The organism is Pseudomonas sp. SORT22 (assembly GCF_018417635.1).
Taxonomy (GTDB): domain Bacteria; phylum Pseudomonadota; class Gammaproteobacteria; order Pseudomonadales; family Pseudomonadaceae; genus Aquipseudomonas.
Map to the genome: position 1 here is coordinate 550512 of NZ_CP071007.1, position 23742 is coordinate 574253.

Sequence of the window (23742 nt, forward strand, 5' to 3'; positions counted from 1 at the left end):
CGGGCTTGCCCCGCGATGCTTTTACCCCAGGTTCTTGCCCAGCAGCGCGTGGTACAGCTCGCTGTCACCAAGAATCCCCACCACTTTATTACCTTCCTGAAGCACCAGTTTGTTGCCGGTCTGGTAGCGGATCTGCAGGGCTTCGCGCATGCCGATGTTGGCATTCACCAGGGTCGGTTTGCGCCCCAGGCCTTCCACCGCTTCGCCCGGTGCCCAGTTTTGCAGGTCCATGCCGTTGGCGCCCTGGCGCGCACCCTTGATGGTGTTGCCTTCGGCCAGGTCCAGCCAGGAGTCGCCACCCGGGTCGAGGCACACCGAGCCGTTGATGCGTTTGCACTTGTCCAGGGTGCGCATCAGGCTGCGGCCGCACAGCACGTTGAGCGGGTTGGTGTGGGCGACGAAGGTGCGCACGTAGTCGTCGGCGGGGTTGAGGACGATTTCTTCCGGCTTGCTGTACTGGATGATCCGCCCGTCTTTCATGATCGCAATACGGCTGCCCAGCTTCAGGGCTTCGTCCAGGTCGTGGCTGACGAAGACGATGGTCTTGTTCAGCTTGCGTTGCAGCTCCAGCAGCTCGTCCTGCAGGCCCTGGCGGATCAGCGGGTCGAGGGCCGAGAAGGGTTCGTCCATCAGCAGGATGTCGGCGTCCATTGCCAGTGCCCGGGCCAGGCCGACGCGCTGCTGCATGCCGCCCGAGAGTTCATCGGGCTTCTTGTTGCGCCATTGGGTCAGGCCCACCAGTTCGAGTTTTTCATCGACCAGCTTGCGCCGTTCCTTCTCCGGGCGGCCCTGCATTTCCAGGCCGAAGCTGATGTTCTCGCGCACCGTCAGCCAGGGCATCAGGGCGAACTTCTGGAACACCATGGCGATGCGCTTGGTGCGCATCATCTTCAGTTCCGCCGGGGTGCAGTGGGCGATGTCGATATGCGAGCCTTCGTGCTCGACGAACAGCTTGCCGCGGCTGACGGTGTTGAGGCCGTTGATACAGCGCAGCAGGCTCGACTTGCCTGAGCCGGACAAGCCCATCAACACGCAGATCTCGCCCTTGTTGATGTCCAGGTTGGCTTTCTCGACACCGACCACCAGGCCGGTCTTCTTCAGGATCTGTTCGCGGGTCATGCCCTGGTCGAGCAGGCTCAGGGCCTCGCGCGGTCGGCTGGAGAAGATAACGTCTACGTCTTCGAAGCGAATAATGCTCATGCTTCACTCCTTACCGGCGCGTCGGGTTGTTTGCAGATACGGTCGAGCATGATCGCCAGCAACACGATCGCCAGGCCCGCTTCAAAACCCAGGGCGATATCGGCGGTGTTCAATGCGTTGACCACAGGTTTGCCCAGGCCGTCGGCACCCACCAGCGCGGCAATCACCACCATCGACAGCGACAGCATGATGCATTGGGTAACGCCGGCGGCGATGCTCGGCATGGCGTGGGGCAGCTCGATGCGCGACAGCAGCTGGCGGCGTGAGCAGCCGAAGGCCTTGCCGGCGTCGAGCAGTTCCTGGGGCACGTCACAGATACCCAGGTAGGTCAGGCGGATCGGTGCGGCGATGGCGAACACCACCGTCGAGATCAACCCGGGGACCACCCCCAGGCCGAACAGGGTCAGGGTCGGGATCAGGTAAACGAAGGTAGGTACCGTCTGCATCAGGTCGAGGACCGGGCGCATGGCGGTGTAGAACATCGGCTTGTGTGCGGCGAGGATGCCCAGCGGCACGCCGATGGCCACGCAGACCAGGGTGGCGAACAGCACCTGGGCTAGGGTCTCCATGGTCTCCTGCCAGTAACCGAGGTTGAGGATCAGCAAAAATGACAGTACGCAGAATGCGGTCAGCGCCCATTTGCGCTGGATCAGGTGCGCGATTACTGCAATCAGGCCGATCAGGACGAAAGGATTGAACCAGGTCAGTGCCCCGGTCACGCCATGAATCATGTATTCCAGTGCTGCCGCGAAGGCATCGAAGTAGTTGGCGCCGTGTTGCGTCAACCATTCAACGAAGCCTGCGATGTACTGGCCCAAAGGGAGTTTTTCATCGATCAGCATGATAGCGAGCGTCCACCTGCAAAAGTTTGAAGACAGCCTGCGGCGGGGCCAGCCCGCCGCAGGCAGTGCTTACTGCGTGAGTTTGGCTTTGGCTGCCTCCAGGCCAGGCTTGCCGTCAACGGTGGTGACCCCGGCCAGCCAGGTGTCGAGCACCTGCGGGTTGTTTTTCAGCCAGGCCTTGGCTGCGGCGTCGGGTTTCATCTTGTCGTCCAGGACGTTGCCCATCAGCTTGCTTTCCATGTCGAGGGTAAAGGACAGGTTCTTCAGCAACTGGCCGACGTTGCTACATTCCTGAACATAGCCCTTGCGGGTGTTGGTGAGGACGGTGGCCTTGCCGTAGTCGGGGCCGAAGAAGTCATCGCCGCCGTCCAGGTATTTCATCTTGAAGCGGGTGTTCATCGGGTGCGGTTCCCAGCCCAGGAACACCACGGCGGTGTCACGGCGCTGGGCACGTTCGACTTGCGAGAGCATGCCGGCCTCGCTGGACTCGACCACCTTGAAACCGGCGTCCTTGAGGCCGAAGGCGTTCTTGTCGATCATGCTCTGGATGGTGCGGTTGCCGTCGTTGCCCGGCTCGATGCCGTAGATCTTGCCGTCCAGCTCCTTCTTGAACTTGGCAATGTCGGCGAAGTTTTTCAGGCCCTTGTCGTACAGCGCCTGGGGCACCGCCAGGGTGTACTTGGCGTTCTCAAGGTTGGCCCGAACGGTTTCCACGGTGCCGGCATCGCGGTACTGCTTGATGTCGTTTTCCATGGTCGGCATCCAGTTGCCGAGGAACACGTCCATGTTCTTGCCATCGGCCAGCGACTTGTAGGTCACCGGTACCGAAATCATCGTGGTCTTGGTCTTGTAGCCCAGCGACTGGAGCACGACGCTGGTGACCGCGGTGGTCACGGTGATGTCGGTCCAGCCGACATCGGAGAAGTTGACGGTGTGACATTGCTCGGGCTCTGCGGCCTGGGCCAGCACCGGCAGACTCAGCACTGCGGCCAGCAATAGCGAGGGTGAACCTTTCATTCGATGGACTCCTGGGTTTTTTTCTCGGATGTCCCACGGGACCGCCGTGCTTTATGGTTTGCATTCGGTCGGGCCTGACTATCGGGCGATAGCGGGACGGCTGCCGTGCAATCGAGTCGATACCGATCATCTAACAGCGAAAATCAAACGCCTACAGGGTGCGTCGTATCCAGTACAGACAGGGTCGCATCCAGTGTCGATGAGGTCGTTTACAGATTTATCCGGCCCTGTAAACGCAGTTTCGGCACTTGTGCACCGCAAAAAAACGGCGCACAAGCGCGGCTGACAGCTGGCGGCGTTGCTGGGCAAGAACGCGTCGGTTGCAGACGTCAGAGGTCCTGGCAAAAGCCTGATGATGCGCGGAATCGGCGGATTGCCGCCTATTCAGCGTAGCAGTTGCGACGCCCTTGGCTTGGGCTGCGGGGCTGCACATTCAGGCTGTACATTCAGGAGGTAGGTGGCATGGCCATCAGTGTGTTCGACCTGTTCAAGATCGGCGTTGGCCCATCCAGCTCCCATACCGTCGGGCCCATGCGCGCCGCAGCATTGTTCGTCCAGGGCCTGCGCGAGCGCGGCGAGCTTGAACAGGTGCGGCGCGTCGAAGTGCGCCTGTACGGCTCGCTGTCGGCCACCGGTATCGGCCACGGCAGCGACAACGCGGTGATCATGGGCCTGATGGGCGAATGGCCGGACGCCATCGACCCCGCGCAAATCGGTCCGCGCATCGCTGCACTGCGCGAAACAGACACCTTGCTGCTCGATGGCCGGCTGCACGTCGGCTTCGTCTGGGCCCGCGACATGCTGCTGCTCGACGAGAACCTGCCGTACCACCCCAACGCCATGACCCTCATCGCTGAAGGCGCCGCAGGCGAGCTGCACCGCGACACCTATTACTCGGTGGGCGGCGGCTTTGTCGTTGATGCGGCACAGGCTGCCAGCGGCGTGCTGGACGCCGACAACACGGTGCTGCCCTACGATTTCGACAGTGCCGTGGAGTTGCTCGAACTGTGCAAGCAAAACGACCTGCGCGTGTCGCAATTGATGATGGAAAACGAAAAGGTCTGGCGCAGTGAAGCAGAAATTCGTGCCGGGCTGCTGAAGTTGTGGCACGCCATGCAGGCCTGTGTCGAAAACGGCCTCAAATACGAAGGCATCCTGCCTGGCGGGCTCAATGTCAAACGTCGCGCAGCCAAGCTGCACCGCAGCCTGCAGGAACTGAACAAGCCCAATGTCATCGGCTCGACCCTGAGCGCCATGGAATGGGTCAACCTTTATGCCCTGGCGGTCAACGAAGAGAATGCCGCCGGCGGGCGCATGGTCACCGCACCGACCAATGGCGCGGCGGGGATCATCCCTGCGGTGCTGCACTACTACATGCGCTTTAGCGACGAAGTCAGCGAAGCCAACGTCGTCGACTTCTTCCTCGGCGCCGCCGCGGTGGGCATTTTGTGCAAGAAGAATGCTTCGATCTCCGGTGCCGAAGTCGGTTGCCAGGGTGAAGTCGGTTCGGCCTGCGCCATGGCCGCCGCCGGCCTTGCCGAGGTGCTCGGGGCTACCCCCGGGCAACTGGAAAACGCTGCCGAGATCGGCCTTGAGCACAACCTGGGGCTGACCTGCGACCCGGTTGGCGGGCTGGTCCAGGTGCCCTGCATCGAGCGCAACGCGATTGCCGCGGTCAAGGCCATCAATGCCGCGCAGATGGCCTTGCGCGGCGACGGCGAGCACTTCATCTCCCTCGACCGGGTGATCCGCACCATGCGTGACACCGGCGCCGACATGCACGACAAGTACAAGGAAACCTCGCGCGGTGGCCTGGCGGTCAGCGCCATCGAATGTTGAAACGCTGACGCGCCCTGCGCCGTTTTCGCCCACCTTCGGCCTGCGCGCCGCCTTTTGGCGCGCAGGCCTTTCCCGCCTCGAACAATCCGCTGTCACCCCCGTGCCTGGCGCCTTGGGTGACAGTTGCCGATGTCGTTTCTGGGCATCCTTCACACAAGTGCTACCGAATTGCTCACGCGTCCTACAGACCGGCGCTAGGCCGCTGGTTTGCGTTTATAACCGCGCCCGGCAACAAGGGCCATATAGACGCTGCGCGACGTCGTTTTTGGGTTTTGTTGAATGGCCATTCAATTTCAGGCATGGCATTTGCGTTGTGATTGGCAAAGCCCCTGCATCCGAATCGGGGCCGTGACAAAAAAGCCCGTGCCTGCCTGAGGCACAACCTGCATTGTGTGAGGAGATACCGCGATGACGTCGTACAACTCCGGGACCCCAACCCAGAACCGCACGCCCCAATCCATCGGCTTCCTGCTGCTGGACAATTTCACGCTGATTTCCCTGGCTTCCGCTGTTGAGCCGCTGCGCATGGCCAACCAGCTGTCCGGTCGCGAGCTGTATCGCTGGAGCACCCTGAGCGTGGATGGCGGCCAGGTGTGGGCCAGCGACGGCTTGCAGATCACTCCCGATGCGGCAATGCACAAGGCACCGGCTATGGACACCGTGATTGTCTGTGGCGGTATTGGTATCCAGCGCACCGTTACCCGCGAGCACGTCACCTGGCTGCAGAGTCAGGCGCGCCAGTCGCGACGCCTGGGGGCGGTGTGCACCGGCAGCTGGGCCCTGGCCTGTGCCGGCCTGCTCGATGGTTTTGACTGCAGCGTGCACTGGGAATGCCTGGCGGCGATGCAGGAAGCCTTCCCGCGGGTGAGCATGAGCACCCGTTTATTCACCCTCGACCGCAACCGCTTCACCAGCTCCGGCGGCACGGCGCCGCTGGACATGATGCTGCACCTGATCAGCCGTGATCATGGTCGCGAGCTGTCGGCGGCGATTTCGGAGATGTTTGTCTACGAGCGCATCCGCAACGAACAGGACCACCAGCGCGTGCCGCTCAAGCACATGCTCGGCACCAACCAGCCGAAACTGCAGGAAATCGTCGCGTTGATGGAAGCCAACCTCGAAGAGCCGATCGACCTGGATGAACTGGCCGTTTATGTGTCGGTGTCGCGGCGCCAGCTTGAGCGCCTGTTCCAGAAGTACCTGCACTGCTCGCCGTCACGCTACTACCTGAAGCTGCGCCTGATCCGCGCCCGGCAACTGCTCAAGCAGACGCCGATGTCGATCATCGAAGTGGCTTCGGTGTGCGGCTTTGTCTCGACCCCGCATTTCTCCAAGTGCTATCGCGAGTACTTTGGCATTCCGCCGCGTGACGAGCGCGTGGGCTCTAATACTGCCCAGCAGGTGGCGATGATGCCGATCCCGCAGGCGCTGGTGCTGTCGCCGCTGGCCGGGCCGATGTCGGCGTTGAGCCAGGCGCGCAATGAGTCGACTTTTGCCAGTGTGAGGCTCTGATTCCGAGCTGAATTCATCGCGGGTCAAGCCCGCTCCCACAGGAGTTAGGTGATCTCTGTGAGAGCGGGCTTGACCCGCGATGCTTTTAGCGATTCTGGAATTGTGCCAATGCCGGCAACAGCTGTTTGTCGATGGCTTTACGAACGTCCGGCAGAATAGTCGCACTGCTGGTGTACATCTGCTCGACCATGACCTTCAAGGCTTTGGCCCGCGGCTCACTCAAACCGCGTACCGCACACTCGCAGGCCTGTTCGGCACTGGCCCCGGCCGGCGTCTCGAAACCCAGCGCGCGCAGCTGGCCCAGCAGGTCGTCCTGATCAATCAAATCCGCATGCATCATGGTTGTTGTCCTTGTTTGCAGGTGTGATCGTCAGTCGATTCTGTGGGCCCGGGCGCACTGCGGCAAGGGCAGATTGTCGCAATGGCCGCTTTACCTAAGCACAGGTCGTTTTCGGGTAAATCGGCGGGGGAGGGAGGCTGCACACTGGGGCCATGCACAGCAACGGAAGGTTTGGTCACCGTCCGCTTCAGCCCCGTTTGCGTCACCGCTGCGGGGCTGTTTTTTGTCACTGCGCGCGGGGCAACCCGATCACCCGGCCAACAAACTCGGCCGCCGGCAGATCAACCTGCTCATTCACGACCCCCTGCAAGCGCTCAAGCACCGCTGGTGCAAACGGTGCTGACCTCGGTCCGGCAAGGTCGACATGCAACAGCATCTGTTCACTGGCCGCCAGCGCTTCATCAAACCCCTCGCGATGCAGGCTGTGGTACAGGTGCAGGCGCTTGTGGTCAAAACCGATAACCTGGCTCTGCACCCACACCTGGGTGCCGAGCTTTACCTCATGCAGGTAGTTCAGGTGGCACTCCAGGGTGAACAGCGAGTGGCCGCTGGCGCTGCGGTTGTCGCTGTCCAGGCCGATGCGGTCCATAAAGGCATCGGTGGCATAGCTGAAGATCAGCAGGTAGAAGGCATCGCGCAGATGCCCGTTGTAGTCGACCCAGTCTGCCGGAACCTGGGTCTGGTAGGTGATCAATGCGGGCATCGCTGCACTCCGGTCAGTCGCTGAAGGCCATGCCGTGCTTGGCCTTGGTGGTTTTTACCGCAGCCAGCACGGCCAGCAGGCAATCATCACGATAGCGCTCCAGCGCGCTGATGCTGCGCTCGCCCAGTTGTTCGCCGGTGCCTTCGACCACGGCGTCGATCAGGCCGTCGGTCAGCTCGGGCGCGGGCAGGTAGGTCCAGGGCAGTTGCAACGCCGGGCCGAACTGGGCCATGAAGTGGCGCATGCCGGCGTCGCCTCCGGCCAGGGTATAGGTGAGGAAGGTGCCCATGAACGACCAGCGCAAACCGGCGCCAAAGCGGATTGCGTCGTCGATCTCACCGGTGGTCGCCACGCCATCGTTGACCAGGTGCAGAGCCTCGCGCCACAGCGCTTCGAGCAGGCGGTCGGCGATAAAACCGGGCACTTCCTTGCGCACATGCAGCGGGCGCATGCCGAGGTTGGTGTAGACGGTTTTTGCCGCTTCGATGGCCTCGGGCGCGGTTTTGTTGCTGCCGACGATTTCTACCAGCGGCAGCAGGTACACCGGGTTGAACGGATGGCCGACCACGCAGCGTTCGGGGTGGGTCGAAGACTCGTAGAACTCGCTGGGCAATAGCCCTGAAGTACTGGAGCCGATCAGCGCATTGGGCTTGGCTGCGGCGCTGATCTTGCTGTGCAGGTCGAGCTTGAGGTCGAGGCGCTCGGGGGCGCTTTCCTGGATGAAATCGGCATCGCGCACGCATTCCTCGATAGTCGCCACAAAGCGCAGGCGCTGCTGCGAGGCGCCGGGCGTCAGGCCTTGTTGCTCCAGGGCCGGCCAGGCATTGGCGATGCGCTTGCGCAAGGCCGCCTCTGCTCCCGGCGCCGGGTCCCAGGCGACTACATCGAGGCCATGGGCCAGGGCGCGGGCCACCCAGCCGCTGCCGATTACGCCGCTGCCCAGGGCTGCAAAAGTCTTGATCTCGGTGATAAAGCTCATCGGTTTCTCCAGCAATCAGCGACGGGTCAGGTTCATTTTGGCGCGGCCCTCGGCAGGGCTGAGTACCCGTGCGCCAAGGCGGCTGAGAATCTCGCTGGCGCGTTCCACCAGTTGGCCGTTGCTGGCCAGCACGCCTTTGTCCAGGTACAGGTTGTCTTCCAGGCCGACCCGCACGTTGCCGCCCAGCAGCACCGCCTGCGCCGCCATCGGCATCTGCATGCGGCCGATGCCGAAGCCGGCCCAGGTCACGCCTGGCGGCAGGTTGTCGACCATGGCTTTCATGGTGGCGGTGTCGGCCGGCGCGCCCCAGGGGATGCCCAGGCACAGCTGGAACAACGGGTCGTCGAGCAGGCCTTCCTTGATCATCTGCTTGGCGAACCACAGGTGGCCGGTGTCGAAGATTTCCAGCTCCGCTTTGACGCCCAGTTCAGTGATGCGCCTGGCCCCAGCGCGCAGTTGCGCCGGGGTCGAGACGTAGATGCTGTTGCCGTCGCCAAAGTTGAGGGTGCCGCAGTCCAGGGTGCAGATTTCCGGCAGCAGCGCCTCGACGTGGGCCAGGCGCTCCAGCGGGCCGATCAGGTCGGTGCCGGCGCCGAACTCCAGCGGAGTTTCGCCCGGGCCGATCTCCAGGTCGCCACCCATGCCGGCGGTGAGGTTGACGATGATGTCGACGTCGGATTCGCGGATGCGCTCCATCACCTCGCGGTACAAGTTGACGTCGCGGCTGAAACGGCCGGTTTGCGGATCGCGAACGTGGCAGTGGACCACCGTGGCACCGGCTTTGGCGGCTTCTACGGCGGCTGCGGCGATCTGTTTCGGGGTGACCGGGACCAGGTGGCTTTTGCTGGCGGTGTCGCCGGCGCCGGTCAGGGCGCAGGTGATGATGACGTCGTGGTTCATGTGCGGTTTCCTTCGGGCGAGTTGGGGCCATCGCGGGTCAAGCCCGCTCCCACAGGGTCTGTCAGTTAGCGGTCAGTTGCAGGTTTTCGGCGGCCGGTTTGCCGTCAAACGTGGTCACCCCTTCAAGCCAGCGCTTCTGGTCTTGCGGGTGATCCTTGAGCCACTGGCGGGCGGACTCCAGCGCATCCTTGTGCTCGAGCAGCGGCTGCATCATGCGGCTCTCGTCTTCGGCGGTGAATTTCAGGTTGCTCAGCAGGCGATGGGCGTTCGGGCAGCGCTGGGCGTAGTCGGGGGCGGTAACGGTCCACACCGTGGCGCGGCCTTCGTCCGGGCCCAGGGCGTCTTCGCTGCCGCTGAGGTAGGCCATGTCGATGTTGACGTTCATCGGGTGCGGCGCCCAGCCGAAGAACACCACCGCCTCTTTGCGCCGTACCGCGCGGTCGACGGCGGCGAGCATGCCGGCCTCGCTGGACTCGACCAGTTGGAACTTGCCCAGGCCGAACTGGTTCTTGCTGATCATCGCCTTGATCTGGGTGTTGGCGCCGGAGCCCGGCTCGATGCCGTAGATCTTGCCGCCCAGCTCCTTCTCGAACCTGGCAATGTCGGCGAAGGTTTTCAGGCCCTTGTCGGCCAGGTAGCTGGGCACCGCGAGGGTGGCGCGGGCGTCGTCGAGGCTCGGCTGGTCGAGGACCTTGACCTGCTTGGCGTCGATGAACGGGGTGATGGTCTGGGTCATGATCGGGTTCCAGTAGCCAAGGAACATGTCCAGGCGCTGGTCGCGAATGCCGGCGAAAATGATCTGTTGCGAGGCGCTGGTCTGCTTGGTCTTGTAGCCCAGGCCATCGAGCAGCACCTGGGTCATGGCGCTGGTGGCCATCACGTCGGTCCAGTTCACCACGCCAAGGCGCACGTTCTTGCAGGCGGCCGGTTCTGCGGCCATCACGTTGGTGCTGAGGATTGCGGTACCGACGAGCATCAGCAGGCTACGGCTGATCATTCTGTTCATGGTGGCTCCTCCAACGGCAGTTCTAATTGTTATAGGGGGCGGCCTCTGCGTGCCGTGTGATCAAACTACGCGGCTGCCGTGGGTAAAAATCGCACTGTGGCGACCGGCACTTGCACAGTGGCGACCAGCGCGCTATTAACCCTGGATCCGTGGCCGTCGAGTCATCGCTATGCCCCAGGATTTCCATTTCTTGCTGTTGCCGGGTTTCTCCGCGATCGGTTTTATATCTGCGGTAGAGCCGCTGCGGGTGGCCAACCGCTTTCGCGGCGAGCTGTACCGCTGGCAGGTGCTGAGCATAGATGGCGGCGCGGTGCAGGCCAGCAACGGCATGTCGGTGAATGCCGACGCCGCGCTGCAGCCGTTGGGCAAGGGCGCTACCCTGCTGGTGGTGGCCGGTTTCGAGCCGCTGCGCAGTTTCGGCCCGGCCCTGCAGCACTGGTTGCGCAAGCTTGATCACGAAGGCGTGGTATTGGGCGGCATCGATACCGGCAGCGTGGTGCTGGCCGAGGCCGGTTTGCTTGAGGGTTACCGGGTGACCCTGCACTGGGAAGCGCTGGAGGCCTTCAAGGAAAGTTACCCGCAGTTGCAGGCGACCCAGGAGCTGTTCGAAGTCGATCGCCGGCGCATTACCTCTGCGGGAGGCACCGCTTCGATCGACCTGATGCTCGACCTGATCGCCCAGGCTCATGGCCCGGAGCTGGCGATCCAGGTGTCGGAGCAGTTCGTGCTCGGCCGGATTCGCCCGCGCCAGGATCACCAGCGCATGCAGATCGCCTCACGCTACGGCATCAGCAACAAGAAGCTGGTGCAGGTGATCGGTGAGATGGAGCGCAACACCGAGCAACCGCTCAACACCTTGGTGCTCGCCGAGTCGGTGCAGGTCACCCGACGCCAGCTGGAGCGCCTGTTCAAGCTTTACCTGCACGACACCCCCAGCGGCTTCTACCTGCGCCTGCGCCTGGACAAGGCCCGGCAATTGCTGCGCCAGACCGAGCTCAGCGTGCTGGAGGTGGGCATCGCTTGCGGGTTCGAGTCGGCGTCGTATTTCACCCGTTGTTACCGCGGGCGCTTCCAGCGTTGCCCGCGCGAAGACCGCAAGGCCGCGGCGGTCAGCCTCAGCGGCGCTTGAGCAACAGCGCGCAGGCGCTCTTGTAGGCTTCGTGCTGGTACTTGTTCAGCGACGCCGGCAGTTCAAGGTCGTGTTTCTTCGCTTGGGCGCTGACGGTCTGCGGTGACACCAGCTCCACCTCGCAGTTGTCCAGCAACTGCAGCACGCCCTCGATCTTGAAGGTGGTCGGGCCGCCGGCGAAATCGCCTTTCTTGCTGCGCTTTTTGATCGCCAGGTGGCTGATGCCCTGCTCGGCGATAAAGGCCCGGGCCTGGCGGGCAAAGGCTTTGACGCTATCTGCCAGTTCGTCGTCTTCCAGGGCGATTTTTTTCGTCGCCACGGCAAGGTGCACAGGGCTGGCGCCGTCCAGGGTGGCAACGGCAAGCAGCGCTTCGCTGCCTTTGATTTCAATTCCGCAGATTTTCATGCTGGTCTCAATCGGAGTTCTGCAGCCCCAGGGACTGCAAATATTCGGAGCGATCATCGCTACGTTGGGCAATGCAGGTGTTCAAGGCCGCATCGAAAGCCTTGCCGAGTTGCTGGTCATAGGTCTCGACCTTGCAATCGGCGTCGCGCAGTTGCTTCCAGATGGCTTGGGCGTCACGCAGGCGCTTGCTCAGCTCGTCGACCTTGGCTTGCTGGCCGCCGTACTGCTCGCCAATGCGCTGCAGCAGGTCATCGAAAGCGGCATTGAGTTCGCGTTCGGCGGTAGTGCGGCTGTATTGGGCGCACGCATAGCTTTGCTGGTCGGTGTCGACGTTGTCGCACGGGGTGCTTTCGTCGTCCTCGGCATGGGCGCCGAATGCCAGCAATACCAGGGCCAGGCCTACCATTGTTCTCATCTGCGACATCCTCCGAAAGTTTGCGCGAACATGGGCGCCGATTCTCGCTCAGCGCCGCAGCAAAGAACAGGGTAGCCGTTGCGCCTGTAAACTCACCAGGCCCAGACCAAAACCGCCTGAGGCGTGAAGTATCGAGCCCTCTATCCAGGGCAGTTCAGATCATCAGGCCGACGATGAATGTTTCGGCCATCTGGCCAAGACGCTCCTGGATCATTTGCTGTATGGCGTGATTTCCCGGGGGATGAAACTGCACCTGGTGAATTTCCAGTTTTACCATGGCTCTGGATTCAAGCCGCTGACGGTCAAGGAGGCTTGTCACTGGCACAGCAGACGAAAGCTCCAGCCTGTGCAACTGGACATCCAATAGACCGTTGGCCCGCTCGTTGACAGGGATGAACTGAAAGCTGTTGAACGCGTGGTTGTCATTGCCGATTCTGAACACTTCCCGGGCAGCTGTGGATTGCAGGAGCGCCCTGAACGTTCTGTTGACCTGTTGAACTTGCGCGAGGTCCAGCACGGGCGAGTTCTGTGCAACGGTAGAGAACGCCAATTCGAGCAATGTCCAATGCAGGTGATACAGCTCGAGCTGTTTTTTCCAGACGCCGGTGAAGCGCCAGCCCAGGGTTGCCAGGATCGCACAGTAGCTGGCAAACCAGTCCTGACCCGGGGGCGTTTGTTGTTGAGCCAACAGTTGCGCAAAAAGTGTGCTGTTCAACACGCTCTTGCGCCGCGTATCTGTCAGTCGGTCACTGAAACTGAGGACACTATCCGCTGCCACCGCAGCATTCACTGCACCCGATAGAGTGTTATTGTGATAGTTGACCAGGCTGCGAGTTGCCGGCGTTAGTGCCGGTGGAATAGCTATCGGGTTTGAATCCATAGAGGTGTTCATGGCGAGGGGCTCGGATACTGCCGCATTGCCAGGATTGACCAGTGCGACAGTATCAGTGGAATAGCCAGCGATTCACGGGTGGGGAAGTTCGAAGGTGAGTTGCTGAATGTGACTACCCAGTTTGGTGGTCACGGTGCTCCTCAGGCTGCTGTAGCTTGCTTTGAGACTGGCATCACTGTGGCGGATCTGGATTGGGCACAGAATGTCCTGACAGGCAAACGAATGCTTTAGCCAGTCATCGGTGACGTTAAAGGGTTTAGTCTCCAGGGCCAGACTGATCTTCTTGATCGCCGTTGACGAACGCGCAATCAGCACTTCAATAGTGATCAACAGGCGGTCCTGGCCAGGCAGCGGTTTAAAAGCAGATTGGCGCAGAACAGTTTTTTTTTGGTCGGGCTGACCCGGCTCGTTCAATGCAGTCCACACCTGCGCTGGAATCGCATAGGGATGGGCAACCTGCTGAAGCAGTTCCATTAGCGTGATTGTGCTTCCCAGGCTTGAGGTGTATTCGGTCAACTGCTCGGTGGTGAAAACCCAGCCTAACTTACCGAGCGCCTTACTGTAGTGCGAGTGCCACGCCTGGATAGAATGATACGGCTGTTTGTCGGCAGACATTTGCGCGAGCAGGCTCGATCTCAATATGTCTTCCTTGGTGCTCACAGGCAGGTGCGTGGATAAACAGGCAATCTGCGCAGCGTTGATATAATTCTCGAAAGCATTGGGCATGTTGGCACTCCTTGCGATGGGCAGTGCCGATGCCGGGCATCGGCACGCGAAGTATCAAATCTCGAATTGCTCAAGAAAGTTTTCTGCACCACCGGCCAGTTTGTCTTCTACCGCAGAACGGATGCGGGCATACAGATTGGTGTTCAACTGAACCTGGCTAGCAGCCCGATAGATGGTCACATTGGTTTTCTTGAATTTGAAAAACAGCACGCGCTTGGTCCTGACCTGTTTCTTGAACTCCAGGCAATTGAGCACCATCGCTACCTGACCCTTGCTGGACTCGAGGCACGGAAGAATCTGGAAGGTGCCGAAGGATTCCGAGGCGCTGTTGTTTTCCAGCAGGTTCAGTGCGCCCTGGTCTTTTTGCAGGCCATTCAGGGTTTTTTCCGCAATGCTCCTGAATGCACCGCCCCCGGACACCGCGCCAATGATTTCCAGGGCAATCTGGTCCATGGAAAACTCACTGGCGCGTGGGGTGTAAAGCTGAGAGGCGTTGTTGGTGGTGTTCCATCCCAATGTCGCCAGGCCTTTGGTGTAGAACTCATACCACTGCTTGCGCTGGGTTTCCTTGTCGAACTTCTTGTCTGCCCCTTGTTGCATGAGGGAGATGCAGTTCATTACATCAATACTGTTTTGTTCCGACAGCGAGTCAGTGAGGCCGATGGCACTTTCACCGACGACGACGCCATTGTCGGTGTTTTCGTCGAAGGCGACTCCCGGGAGGGTGGGTGCTGCCGCAAACGCCGCGCGAGTGGCGATGACGGGTTTGCGGGCAGGCAACTCAAGGGAACTGATGAAGTCAAGTTGATCCGATTGCAGCATGTCGTTACTCCTGTAAAGGGCGCCAGCCTCCTGGCTGGTCGAGCAATGATAGAGCGACCACTGCTGCAACCCAGAGGGACGCGCTTCTATTCCCAGGGTTCGCCGCGGCACAAACTGCCCCCCTTCAGCAGGCGTTGACGCTTTCGGCAATTCCCCTGTCGTTTTTGCATCTGGGCGACATTCCCCCTAGGCATATGCTGGCTCCAAAGCGCCGGCAGACGATTCGGCGCAGGTTTTACCAATAAAGGGGACAGCCTGATGAGCCCAGCCGAATTACACGCAGACAGCATCGTTATCGACGGGCTGATCATTGCCAAATGGAACCGCGAGCTGTTCGAGGACATGCGCAAGGGCGGCCTGACCGCAGCCAACTGCACAGTGTCGGTCTGGGAAGGCTTCCAGGCCACGGTCAACAACATCGCCGCCAGCCAGAAGCTGATTCGCGACAACAGCGACCTGGTGATGCCGGTGCGCACCACCGCCGACATCCGCAAGGCCAAGGAACTGGGCAAGACCGGCATCCTCTTCGGCTTCCAGAACGCCCATGCCTTCGAAGACCAGATCGGCTACGTGGAGGTGTTCAAGCAGTTGGGCGTGGGTATCGTGCAGATGTGCTACAACACCCAGAACCTGGTCGGTACCGGTTGCTATGAGCGTGACGGCGGGCTATCGGGCTTTGGCCGCGAGATTGTCGCCGAGATGAACCGCGTCGGGGTCATGTGCGACCTCTCCCATGTCGGTTCCAAGACCTCCGAAGAAGTCATCCTCGAATCGAAAAAGCCGGTGTGCTACTCCCACTGCCTGCCTTCCGGGCTCAAGGAACACCCGCGCAACAAGTCCGATGAAGAGCTCAAGTTCATTGCCGATCACGGCGGTTTCGTCGGCGTTACCATGTTCGCGCCGTTCTTGGCCAAGGGTATCGATTCGACCATCGACGACTACGCCGAAGCCATCGAATACACCATGAACATTGTTGGTGAAGACTCCATCGGCATCGGTACCGACTTCACCCAAGGCCACGGCCAGGATTTTTTCGAGTACCTGACCCACGACAAGGGCTACGCCCGGCGCCTGACCAACTTCGGCAAGATCATCAACCCGCTGGGCATCCGCACCGTGGGCGAGTTCCCCAACCTCACCGAGACCCTGCTCAAACGCGGCCACTCCGAGCGCGTGGTGCGCAAGATCATGGGCGAGAACTGGGTCAACGTTCTAAAGGACGTCTGGGGCGAGTGAATACCTCTGGAGCCTACTCCGCTCGCCGATAGCTGCGTCAGGTCCTCGCGAAAAGCTCGCCGTACCTCGGTACTGTCTCGCCTTTCGCTCCGGTCCTTCCTTGCTCTCGACGTGCTCGCTACGGCTCCAAAGGCATTCACAGCGGCTGTTTATTGAAGAGCAAAGCCAAAGCGGCTTTGCATCGTGAATACCACATTTCTGGAGTTCAGTTTCCATGGCCAAGATTGCCCCGCAATTGCCTATCGAAGTCGACAGCGAAACCGGTGTCTGGACCAGCGACGCCCTGCCGATGCTGTACGTGCCGCGGCATTTCTTCGTCAACAACCACATGGGCATCGAGGAAGTACTGGGCGCCGAGGCCTATGCCGAGATCCTCTACAAGGCCGGCTACAAGTCTGCCTGGCACTGGTGCGAGAAAGAGGCCGAATGCCACGGCCTGCAAGGCGTGGCGGTGTTCGAGCACTACATGAAGCGCCTGTCCCAGCGCGGCTGGGGCCTGTTCAAGATCCAGGACATCGACCTCGACAAGGGCACCGCCAGCGTCAAGCTCGAGCATTCGGCGTTCGTGTATGTGTACGGCAAGGTCGGGCGCAAGGTCGACTACATGTTCACCGGCTGGTTCGCCGGGGCCATGGACCAGATCCTGGCCGCCCGCGGCAGCAACATTCGCACGGTCGCCGAGCAGGTCTACGGCGGTTCGCAAGAAGGCCACGACGACGGCCTGTTCATCGTCAAGCCGTTGTAAGTCGAGGATCCCGCCATGGCTTTCGAAGCAATGTTCCAGCCGATCCAGATCGGCAAACTGACCATCCGCAACCGGGTACTGAGCACTGCGCACGCCGAGGTCTACGCTACCGATGGCGGCATGACCACCGAGCGCTACGTGAAGTACTACGAAGAGAAAGCCAAGGGCGGCATCGGCCTGGCGATTTGCGGCGGCTCCTCGGTGGTGGCCATCGACAGCCCGCAGGAATGGTGGGCGTCGGTGAACCTCTCGACCGACCGCATCATCCCGCACTTCCAGAACCTGGCCGACGCCATGCACAAGCATGGCGCCAAGATCATGATCCAGATTACCCACATGGGCCGTCGCTCGCGCTGGGACGGCTTCAACTGGCCGACCCTGATGTCGCCATCGGGGGTGCGCGAGCCGGTGCACCGGGCCACCTGCAAGACCATCGAGCCAGAAGAAATCTGGCGGGTGATCGGCAACTACGCGCAGGCCGCGCGCCGGGCCAAGGAAGGTGGCCTGGACGGCGTCGAGCTGTCGGCGGTGCACCAGCACATGATCGACCAGTTCTGGAGCCCGCGGGTCAACAAGCGCACCGACGAATGGGGCGGCACCTTTGAAGGGCGGATGAAGTTCGGCCTGGAAGTGCTCAAGGCCGTGCGTGCCGAAGTGGGCCCGGACTTTTGCGTGGGCATGCGCATCTGCGGTGACGAGTTCCACCCCGATGGCCTCAGTCATGAGGACATGAAGGAAATCGCCAAGTACTACGACGCCACCGGCATGCTGGATTTTTTCGGCGTGATCGGTTCGGGCTGCGACACCCACAACACCCTGGCCAACGTCATTCCCAACATGAGCTTCCCGCCCGAGCCGTTCCTGCACCTGGCAGCCGGCATCAAGGAAGTGGTCAAGGTGCCGGTGCTGCACGCGCAGAACATCAAGGACCCGAACCAGGCTACGCGCATTCTCGAAGGCGGTTATGTCGACATGGTCGGCATGACCCGTGCGCACATCGCCGACCCGCACCTGATCGCCAAGATCAAGATGGGCCAGATCGACCAGATCAAGCAGTGCGTGGGTGCCAACTACTGCATCGACCGCCAGTACCAGGGCCTGGACGTGCTGTGCATCCAGAACGCCGCGACCTCCCGTGAATACATGGGCGTGCCGCACATCATCGAGAAAAGCACCGGACCCAAGCGCAAGGTGGTGGTGGTTGGCGCCGGGCCTGCGGGCATGGAAGCCGCGCGCGTGGCAGCAGAGCGCGGCCATGACGTCACCCTGTTCGAGAAGAAGGACGCCATCGGCGGGCAGATCAGCATTGCCGCCAAGGCGCCGCAGCGCGACCAGATCGCCGGTATCACCCGCTGGTACCAGCTGGAGCTGGCGCGCCTGAAGGTCGACTTGCGCCTGGGTACTGCCGCCGATATCGACACCATTCAAGACCTGCGCCCGGACATCATCGTGCTGGCGGTGGGCGGCCATCCATTCATCGAGCAGAACGAACACTGGGGCGCCGCCGAAGGGCTGGTGGTCAGCAGCTGGGACGTGCTCGACGGCAAGGTGGCGCCGGGCAAGAACGTGCTGGTGTACGACACCATCTGCGAATTCACCGGCATGTCGGTGGCCGACTACATCGCTGACAAGGGCAGCCAGGTCGAGATCGTCACCGACGACATCAAGCCGGGCGTGGCCATTGGTGGCACGTCGTTCCCGACCTACTACCGCAGCATGTACCCCAAAGAAGTGATCATGACTGGCGACCTGATGCTGGAAAAGGTCTACCGCGAGGGTGACAAACTGGTGGCGGTGCTGGAGAACGAATACACCGGCGCCAAAGAGGAGCGGGTGGTCGACCAGGTGGTGATCGAGAACGGCGTACGGCCGGACGAGGCGCTGTACTACGGCCTCAAGGAAGGCTCGCGCAACAAGGGCCAGATCGACATCGAAGCGCTGTTCGCGATCAAGCCGCAGCCGATTCTCAGCCAGCCGGGCGAAGGCTACTTGCTGTATCGCATCGGCGACTGCGTGGCGCAGCGCAATACCCATGCCGCTATCTACGATGCACTCCGGCTTTGTAAGGATTTCTAAGGCAGCTGCAAGCGGCAAGCTTCAAGCGGTAAGCAAGAGCAGCGCGGTGTTGCCCTGGCTTGCGGCTTGAGGCTTGAGGCTTGCACCTGAAAGGTGCCTCTAAATGTTGAACACCCTTATCCCCATCCTCCTGTTCGCCGCCCTGGGCCTTGCTGTCCTGGGCGCGCTGCGGCGCGTGCGGATGTGGCGCCAGGGTCGGCCTTCGAAGGTCGATCTGCTCGGCGGCCTGCTGGCCATGCCCCGGCGCTATATGGTTGACCTGCACCACGTGGTCGCCCGCGACAAGTACATGGCCAACACCCACGTGGCCACCGCTGGCGGCTTTGTCCTGGCGGCGGTGCTGGCGATCCTGGTGCATGGCTTCGGCCTGCATAACAAGATTCTCGGCTACGCCTTGCTGTTCGCTACTGTGCTGATGTTTGCCGGTGCGCTGTTCGTTTACAAACGCCGGCTCAATCCGCCGTCGCGGCTGTCCAAAGGCCCATGGATGCGCTTGCCGAAAAGCCTGCTGGTGTTCGCCGCAAGCTTCTTCATCGCCACCTTGCCGGTCGCCGGGATCCTCCCCGAAGGCTTCGGCGGCTGGCTGCTGGTGGCGCTGCTGGGGCTTGGCGTGTTGTGGGGCGTGTCCGAGCTGTTCTTCGGCATGACCTGGGGCGGGCCGATGAAGCATGCCTTCGCCGGTGCCCTGCACCTGGCCTGGCACCGGCGTGCCGAGCGCTTTGGCGGTGGCCGTTCGACCGGGCTCAAGCCCATCGACCTGGAAGACCCGCAAGCGTTGCTGGGGGTAGAAAAGCCCAAGGATTTCACCTGGAACCAATTGCTCGGTTTTGACGCCTGCGTGCAGTGCGGCAAGTGCGAGGCCGTGTGCCCGGCGTTTGCCGCCGGCCAGCCGCTGAACCCGAAAAAACTCATCCAGGACATGGTCGTTGGCCTGGCCGGTGGTACCGATGCCAAGTTTGCCGGCAGCCCCTATCCTGGCAAAGCCATTGGCGAGCATGGCGGCAACCCGCACCAGCCGATCGTCAACGGCCTGGTCGATGCCCAGACCCTGTGGTCGTGCACCACCTGCCGCGCCTGCGTCGAGGAATGCCCAATGATGATCGAGCACGTCGATGCCATCGTCGACATGCGCCGCCACCTGACCCTGGAAAAAGGCGCGACACCGAACAAGGGCGCCGAGGTGCTGGACAACCTGATCGCCACCGACAACCCCGGCGGCTTCGCCCCGGGCGGGCGGATGAACTGGGCGGCGGACCTCAACCTCAACCTGCTCGGCGACATCAAGACCGCCGAGGTGCTGTTCTGGGTCGGCGATGGTGCCTTCGACATGCGCAACCAGCGCACCCTGCGCGCTTTCGTCAAAGTGCTCAAAGCCGCGCAAGTGGACTTCGCCGTGCTCGGCCTGGAAGAGCGCGACAGCGGTGACGTGGCCCGGCGCCTGGGCGATGAAGCGACCTTCCAGCAACTGGCCCGGCGCAATATCCAGACCCTGGCCAAGTACAGCTTCAAGCGCATCGTCACCTGCGATCCGCACAGCTTCCACGTGCTCAAGAACGAATACGGGGCCTTCGGCGGCAACTACCTGGTGCAGCACCACAGCACTTACATCGCCGAGCTGATTGGCGCAGGCGCGCTCAACCTGGGCCAGCACAAGGGCGGCAGCGTGACCTACCACGACCCGTGCTACCTGGGCCGCTACAACGGTGAGTACGAGGCGCCGCGCGAGGTATTGCGCGCTCTCGGCATCGAGGTCAGGGAGATGCAGCGGTCGGGCTTGCGTTCGCGCTGCTGCGGCGGTGGCGGCGGAGCGCCGATTACCGATATTCCGGGCAAACAACGGATCCCCGACATGCGTATGGATGACATCCGCGAAACCGCCGCCGAGCTGGTGGCCGTGGGTTGTCCACAGTGCACGGCGATGCTTGAGGGCGTAGTCGAACCGCGTCCGCTGATCAAGGACCTGGCGGAACTGGTTGCCGACGCCATTCTCGAAGAACCGGCGGCGCCGAGCAAACCCGCTCCGGCACAGCGTGAACCTGCGGAGGTGCACTGATGAGCGACATTATTCGCCGTGATCCGCGCGCCGAGTGGATCGCCCGCAACCGCTTGCACCCGCTGCATGCGGCCATGCAGCAGGGCCAGCAACACAGCTGGATGGGGCCCAACGGCATCATTCGCAAGAACCCGCACGGGGTTGGCTTCATCGGCCCCAATGGCCTCAAGCGCATCGACCGCAGCGGCGCCCAGCAGGGTGGCAGCAGCAAGCGCACGGCTGCGGCCGTGGTGCAATTGCTGCTGCACCAGGTGGCACAGCCGGCGTTCTACATCGCCGTGGTTCCAGACATGGTCGGCGGTCGCCTGGGCAGTCACGACCGCGACCTGCTGGGCCTGGCCCACAGCCTGGCCGGTAGCGACGGCGCGGTGCTGGCAGTGGTGTTTGGCGAACACAAGGAAAGCAACTTTTCCACAGCCGGCGTCGATCGCCTGCTGGTCATCGAAGGTGACGAGTTCGCAGGTTACGCACCGGAGCAGTTGGTGCAGGGCCTGCGCGCTGTGGATAACCAGTACAGCCCACGCCATTGGTTGCTGCCAGACAGCCGCACGGGTGGCGGCGAGCTGGGCCGGCGCTTTGCTGCGGCCATTGGCGAACGCCCGGCGACTCGGGTCTGGCAGGTCAAGGACGGGCAGTGCAGCGGCCGCGCCGGCGCTGGCCAGCAAGACCTGGTCCGCGGCTTGCCGCGCTTGATCCTGGCAGCCGCCGAATGTGCGGAACCGGTCAGTGAAACCCGTCATGAAGCCTTGCCGGTGCAGTTATCCACAAGTGCTGTGCGCAGCTTGTCACGCATTGAAGACCTCGGCCCGGTGGCCGTCGATCCGGCGGCCATCGCCATGGCCGAGGCCGAATTCATTGTCTCGGGCGGTAATGGCGTCAAGGATTGGGAACTGTTCCACCGCGCCACCGTGGCCCTCGGCGCGACCGAAGGCGCCTCGCGGGTAGCGGTGGACGACGGCTTTATGCCACGCAATCGCCAGGTCGGTGCCACCGGTACCTGGGTGACCGCGCGGGTATACCTGGCTGTGGGTATTTCCGGGGCGATCCAGCACCTGCAGGGCATCGGCGCCTGCGACAAAGTGGTGGCGATCAACATGGACCCGGGCTGCGACATGATCAAGCGTGCCGACCTGTCGGTGATCGGCGACAGCGCGGCGATTCTCCAGGCGCTGATCGAGGCTGTGGAAAACTACCGCAACGACGTCAAGCGCGATGCGGCCTGAGGGCAGGGGATAACTATGCACACCAAGGTCATCAGTCTGGTTTCAATCGGTGCCCACCCAAGCTCTGGCCGCACTCGACGTGCCGAGCAGGATGCCCGGGCGGTAGAGCTGGGCCTGCAGCTGGCTGGGGATAACTTGCAGGTGCTGCACGCCGGCGACCCGCAGGAGCCGGCCTTGCGCGCTTACCTGGGTATGGGCCTGGAGCACATCGACGTGCTCGAACAGCCACATGGCGCCGATGCCCTGGGCGTACTCGGCGATTACCTGCGCGACGCTGGCGCTCAATTGGTGCTGACCGGCAGCCAGGCGGAAACCGGCGAAGGTTCGGGGATGCTGCCGTTCCTGCTGGCCGAGCGTCTGGGCTGGCCGCTGGTGGTGGGCCTGGCCGAAGTTGAATCTATCCACAATGGTGTCGCCCAAGTGCTGCAGGCCCTGCCACGGGGCCAGCGGCGGCGTCTGAAGGTACGCCTGCCGCTGCTGGCGACTGTGGATAACGCCGCGCCCAAGCCGCGCCAGAGCGCCTTTGGCCCGGCCCGGCGCGGGGTGTTGGCAGCGCGCCAGGTGGATGTTGTCGAAGACGAGTTATTCACAAGCGCCGAGCTGCAGCCGGCCAAGCCACGGCCCAAGCGCCTGAAAGTGATCAAGGCCAAGAGCGGCGCCGACCGCATGAAAGCTGCTACCGCCAAGGCCAGTGGCGGTGGTGGGCAAGTACTCAAGGACCTCTGCCCCGCAGACGGCGCGCAAGCCATCCTCAAGCTGCTGGTGGAAGAGGGCGTATTACGCTGACAGTTGCTCACAAAGTCTGTTGGCCGATCTGTGGATAAAGTGTTCGTGTATGGCTGCAGGGCACGCATTGCGTGCCCTTCGGCGTTATGGTCAAAAAATGATCAAGCTAAGTTGTGGATTTTTCGAGGTTTTCTCCCTCTGGCTCGGCTGAGTTTGCCCACAATCGCTGTTGGCGGGTCTGTGGATAATATGTTCGCCCATGGCTGAGAGGCCCGTGTGGCAAGGGCTGCGCACGGTTGATCAAAAACTAGCCAATTGCCGTGTTTATGCCTGCCCACGCCCGTTTTTTCGGTTGTTCAGGGCGTTATCCACAACGCTTTTTCACCGCTGCGACTTTTGCACACAAAGTCTGTTGGCGTCTCTGTGGATAAGGTGTTCGCCTTCCGCTGTGAGCCTTGTATTTAAAGGCGCGCAGAGATTTGATCAAATATTGATCAATAAAATTTAGTGGGAAAAACAACGACTTGCCCACATTAGCTGTGGGCTGTCCTGTGGATAAAGTGTTTGTTCTATCGAGGGCCCCAGTAAGGCCGGGGTTTTGCGGGGTATGGTCAAAATTTGATCAGCTCCCACAGGATTTACAGGTACCTACAAATCCGGTGGGAGCAACTGTCTTAAGCAGCTTGCAAGTATTGGGGCAGCCAGGCTGTGTTTGAGCTGATCCATTTGATGATGAGGCGCTACCGGCGCCTTCCGCCCTTACGGCGGGTCACTTTTGCTTGGCGGCAAAAGTAACCAAAAACGCCCTGTCCCTTCATCGGCCCTGCGCTGCGCTCCGGGTTCCCTCCTTCCACCCTTGCTCCCGTGGGGGCGCGCCGAAGGGCCGTCCCTGGCCCTGCGGCGCTCGCCGGCCATCCATGGCCGTCGCCCCACTACGCAAGGGTTCCACTCGGCC

The 23742-nt window shown here is 61.9% G+C and carries 22 protein-coding genes; 9 read left to right on the forward strand and 13 right to left on the reverse strand.

The features are described from left to right. Positions 1 to 21: 21 nt before the first annotated feature. From choV to JYG36_RS02595, 3 genes are all read right to left on the reverse strand, one after another. Complete coding sequence (choV, locus tag JYG36_RS02585) at positions 22 to 1200, reverse strand: choline ABC transporter ATP-binding protein (protein WP_093378632.1); 1179 nt, start codon at positions 1198 to 1200, stop codon at positions 22 to 24. Then, on the reverse strand, positions 1197 to 2045 hold the full coding sequence (gene choW / locus JYG36_RS02590) for a choline ABC transporter permease subunit (RefSeq protein ID WP_176794313.1): 849 nt from the start codon (positions 2043 to 2045) through the stop codon (positions 1197 to 1199). The genes choV and choW overlap by 4 nt, the downstream gene beginning before the upstream one ends. Before the next feature lie 66 nt (positions 2046 to 2111). Then, positions 2112 to 3059, reverse strand: coding sequence for a choline ABC transporter substrate-binding protein (locus JYG36_RS02595; protein WP_093378641.1), 948 nt, complete (start codon positions 3057 to 3059; stop codon positions 2112 to 2114). Between the two features lie 462 nt (positions 3060 to 3521). On the opposite strand from JYG36_RS02595, the gene JYG36_RS02600 reads away from it, so the two are divergent. Both JYG36_RS02600 and gbdR read left to right on the forward strand, forming a co-directional pair. Then, a complete protein-coding gene (locus JYG36_RS02600; protein ID WP_093378645.1) occupies positions 3522 to 4898 on the forward strand; it encodes an L-serine ammonia-lyase in 1377 nt (458 codons plus the stop codon). A gap of 408 nt (positions 4899 to 5306) precedes the next feature. Beyond that, positions 5307 to 6410 carry a choline metabolism transcriptional regulator GbdR gene (gbdR, locus tag JYG36_RS02605; protein WP_093378649.1) on the forward strand — a complete coding sequence of 368 codons (1104 nt, stop codon included), beginning with the start codon at positions 5307 to 5309 and terminating at the stop codon, positions 6408 to 6410. Between the two features lie 85 nt (positions 6411 to 6495). Here the strand turns inward: gbdR and JYG36_RS02610 are convergent, their stop codons facing one another. The 5 genes from JYG36_RS02610 to JYG36_RS02630 all read right to left on the reverse strand — a co-directional run bounded on the left by JYG36_RS02610 (position 6496) and on the right by JYG36_RS02630 (position 10338). Further along, complete coding sequence (locus tag JYG36_RS02610) at positions 6496 to 6750, reverse strand: hypothetical protein (RefSeq protein ID WP_093378659.1); 255 nt, start codon at positions 6748 to 6750, stop codon at positions 6496 to 6498. Positions 6751 to 6976: 226 nt separating this feature from the next. Continuing rightward, positions 6977 to 7453: a thioesterase family protein gene (locus JYG36_RS02615; protein ID WP_093378664.1), complete on the reverse strand. Its 477-nt coding sequence runs from the start codon at positions 7451 to 7453 to the stop codon at positions 6977 to 6979. Between the two features lie 13 nt (positions 7454 to 7466). Beyond that, positions 7467 to 8432 carry an L-carnitine dehydrogenase gene (locus JYG36_RS02620; RefSeq protein WP_093378669.1) on the reverse strand — a complete coding sequence of 322 codons (966 nt, stop codon included), beginning with the start codon at positions 8430 to 8432 and terminating at the stop codon, positions 7467 to 7469. A 15-nt stretch (positions 8433 to 8447) separates the two neighbouring features. After that, positions 8448 to 9332 (reverse strand): 3-dehydrocarnitine:acetyl-CoA trimethylamine transferase CdhC, encoded by an 885-nt coding sequence (gene cdhC, locus JYG36_RS02625; RefSeq protein WP_195885208.1) that lies wholly within the window; start codon positions 9330 to 9332, stop codon positions 8448 to 8450. 61 nt (positions 9333 to 9393) lie between these two features. Further along, positions 9394 to 10338 carry a choline ABC transporter substrate-binding protein gene (locus JYG36_RS02630; RefSeq protein WP_093378675.1) on the reverse strand — a complete coding sequence of 315 codons (945 nt, stop codon included), beginning with the start codon at positions 10336 to 10338 and terminating at the stop codon, positions 9394 to 9396. Positions 10339 to 10507: 169 nt separating this feature from the next. Here JYG36_RS02630 and JYG36_RS02635 point away from each other — a divergent pair, with 169 nt between their 5' ends. Next, positions 10508 to 11467 carry a GlxA family transcriptional regulator gene (locus JYG36_RS02635; RefSeq protein ID WP_213603026.1) on the forward strand — a complete coding sequence of 320 codons (960 nt, stop codon included), beginning with the start codon at positions 10508 to 10510 and terminating at the stop codon, positions 11465 to 11467. On the opposite strand, the gene JYG36_RS02640 is transcribed toward JYG36_RS02635, so the two are convergent. From JYG36_RS02640 to JYG36_RS02660, 5 genes are all read right to left on the reverse strand, one after another. Then, positions 11454 to 11873 (reverse strand): DUF3010 family protein, encoded by a 420-nt coding sequence (locus JYG36_RS02640; RefSeq protein ID WP_195885206.1) that lies wholly within the window; start codon positions 11871 to 11873, stop codon positions 11454 to 11456. The two genes, JYG36_RS02635 and JYG36_RS02640, sit on opposite strands and share 14 nt — an antisense overlap. A gap of 7 nt (positions 11874 to 11880) precedes the next feature. Beyond that, positions 11881 to 12288: a lysozyme inhibitor LprI family protein gene (locus JYG36_RS02645; RefSeq protein WP_213603028.1), complete on the reverse strand. Its 408-nt coding sequence runs from the start codon at positions 12286 to 12288 to the stop codon at positions 11881 to 11883. 154 nt (positions 12289 to 12442) lie between these two features. Then, complete coding sequence (locus JYG36_RS02650) at positions 12443 to 13180, reverse strand: hypothetical protein (RefSeq protein ID WP_213603030.1); 738 nt, start codon at positions 13178 to 13180, stop codon at positions 12443 to 12445. A gap of 72 nt (positions 13181 to 13252) precedes the next feature. Further along, a complete protein-coding gene (locus tag JYG36_RS02655; RefSeq protein WP_213603032.1) occupies positions 13253 to 13906 on the reverse strand; it encodes a hypothetical protein in 654 nt (217 codons plus the stop codon). Positions 13907 to 13960: 54 nt separating this feature from the next. Further along, a complete protein-coding gene (locus JYG36_RS02660; protein WP_093378697.1) occupies positions 13961 to 14728 on the reverse strand; it encodes a hypothetical protein in 768 nt (255 codons plus the stop codon). Positions 14729 to 14986: 258 nt separating this feature from the next. Here JYG36_RS02660 and JYG36_RS02665 point away from each other — a divergent pair, with 258 nt between their 5' ends. The 6 genes from JYG36_RS02665 to etfB all read left to right on the forward strand — a co-directional run bounded on the left by JYG36_RS02665 (position 14987) and on the right by etfB (position 22847). Continuing rightward, positions 14987 to 15964 (forward strand): dipeptidase, encoded by a 978-nt coding sequence (locus JYG36_RS02665; protein ID WP_123565301.1) that lies wholly within the window; start codon positions 14987 to 14989, stop codon positions 15962 to 15964. Between the two features lie 214 nt (positions 15965 to 16178). After that, a complete protein-coding gene (locus tag JYG36_RS02670) occupies positions 16179 to 16709 on the forward strand; it encodes a 4-vinyl reductase (RefSeq protein WP_045202287.1) in 531 nt (176 codons plus the stop codon). Between the two features lie 15 nt (positions 16710 to 16724). Then, a complete protein-coding gene (gene dgcA / locus JYG36_RS02675) occupies positions 16725 to 18785 on the forward strand; it encodes a dimethylglycine demethylation protein DgcA (RefSeq protein WP_093378706.1) in 2061 nt (686 codons plus the stop codon). Between the two features lie 103 nt (positions 18786 to 18888). Beyond that, positions 18889 to 20838: a dimethylglycine demethylation protein DgcB gene (dgcB, locus tag JYG36_RS02680; RefSeq protein WP_213603034.1), complete on the forward strand. Its 1950-nt coding sequence runs from the start codon at positions 18889 to 18891 to the stop codon at positions 20836 to 20838. Further along, positions 20838 to 22061 (forward strand): electron transfer flavoprotein subunit alpha, encoded by a 1224-nt coding sequence (etfA, locus tag JYG36_RS02685; RefSeq protein WP_213603037.1) that lies wholly within the window; start codon positions 20838 to 20840, stop codon positions 22059 to 22061. The genes dgcB and etfA overlap by 1 nt, the downstream gene beginning before the upstream one ends. A 15-nt stretch (positions 22062 to 22076) precedes the next feature. Beyond that, positions 22077 to 22847: an electron transfer flavoprotein subunit beta gene (etfB, locus tag JYG36_RS02690; RefSeq protein ID WP_045202289.1), complete on the forward strand. Its 771-nt coding sequence runs from the start codon at positions 22077 to 22079 to the stop codon at positions 22845 to 22847. Positions 22848 to 23742 lie beyond the last annotated feature (895 nt).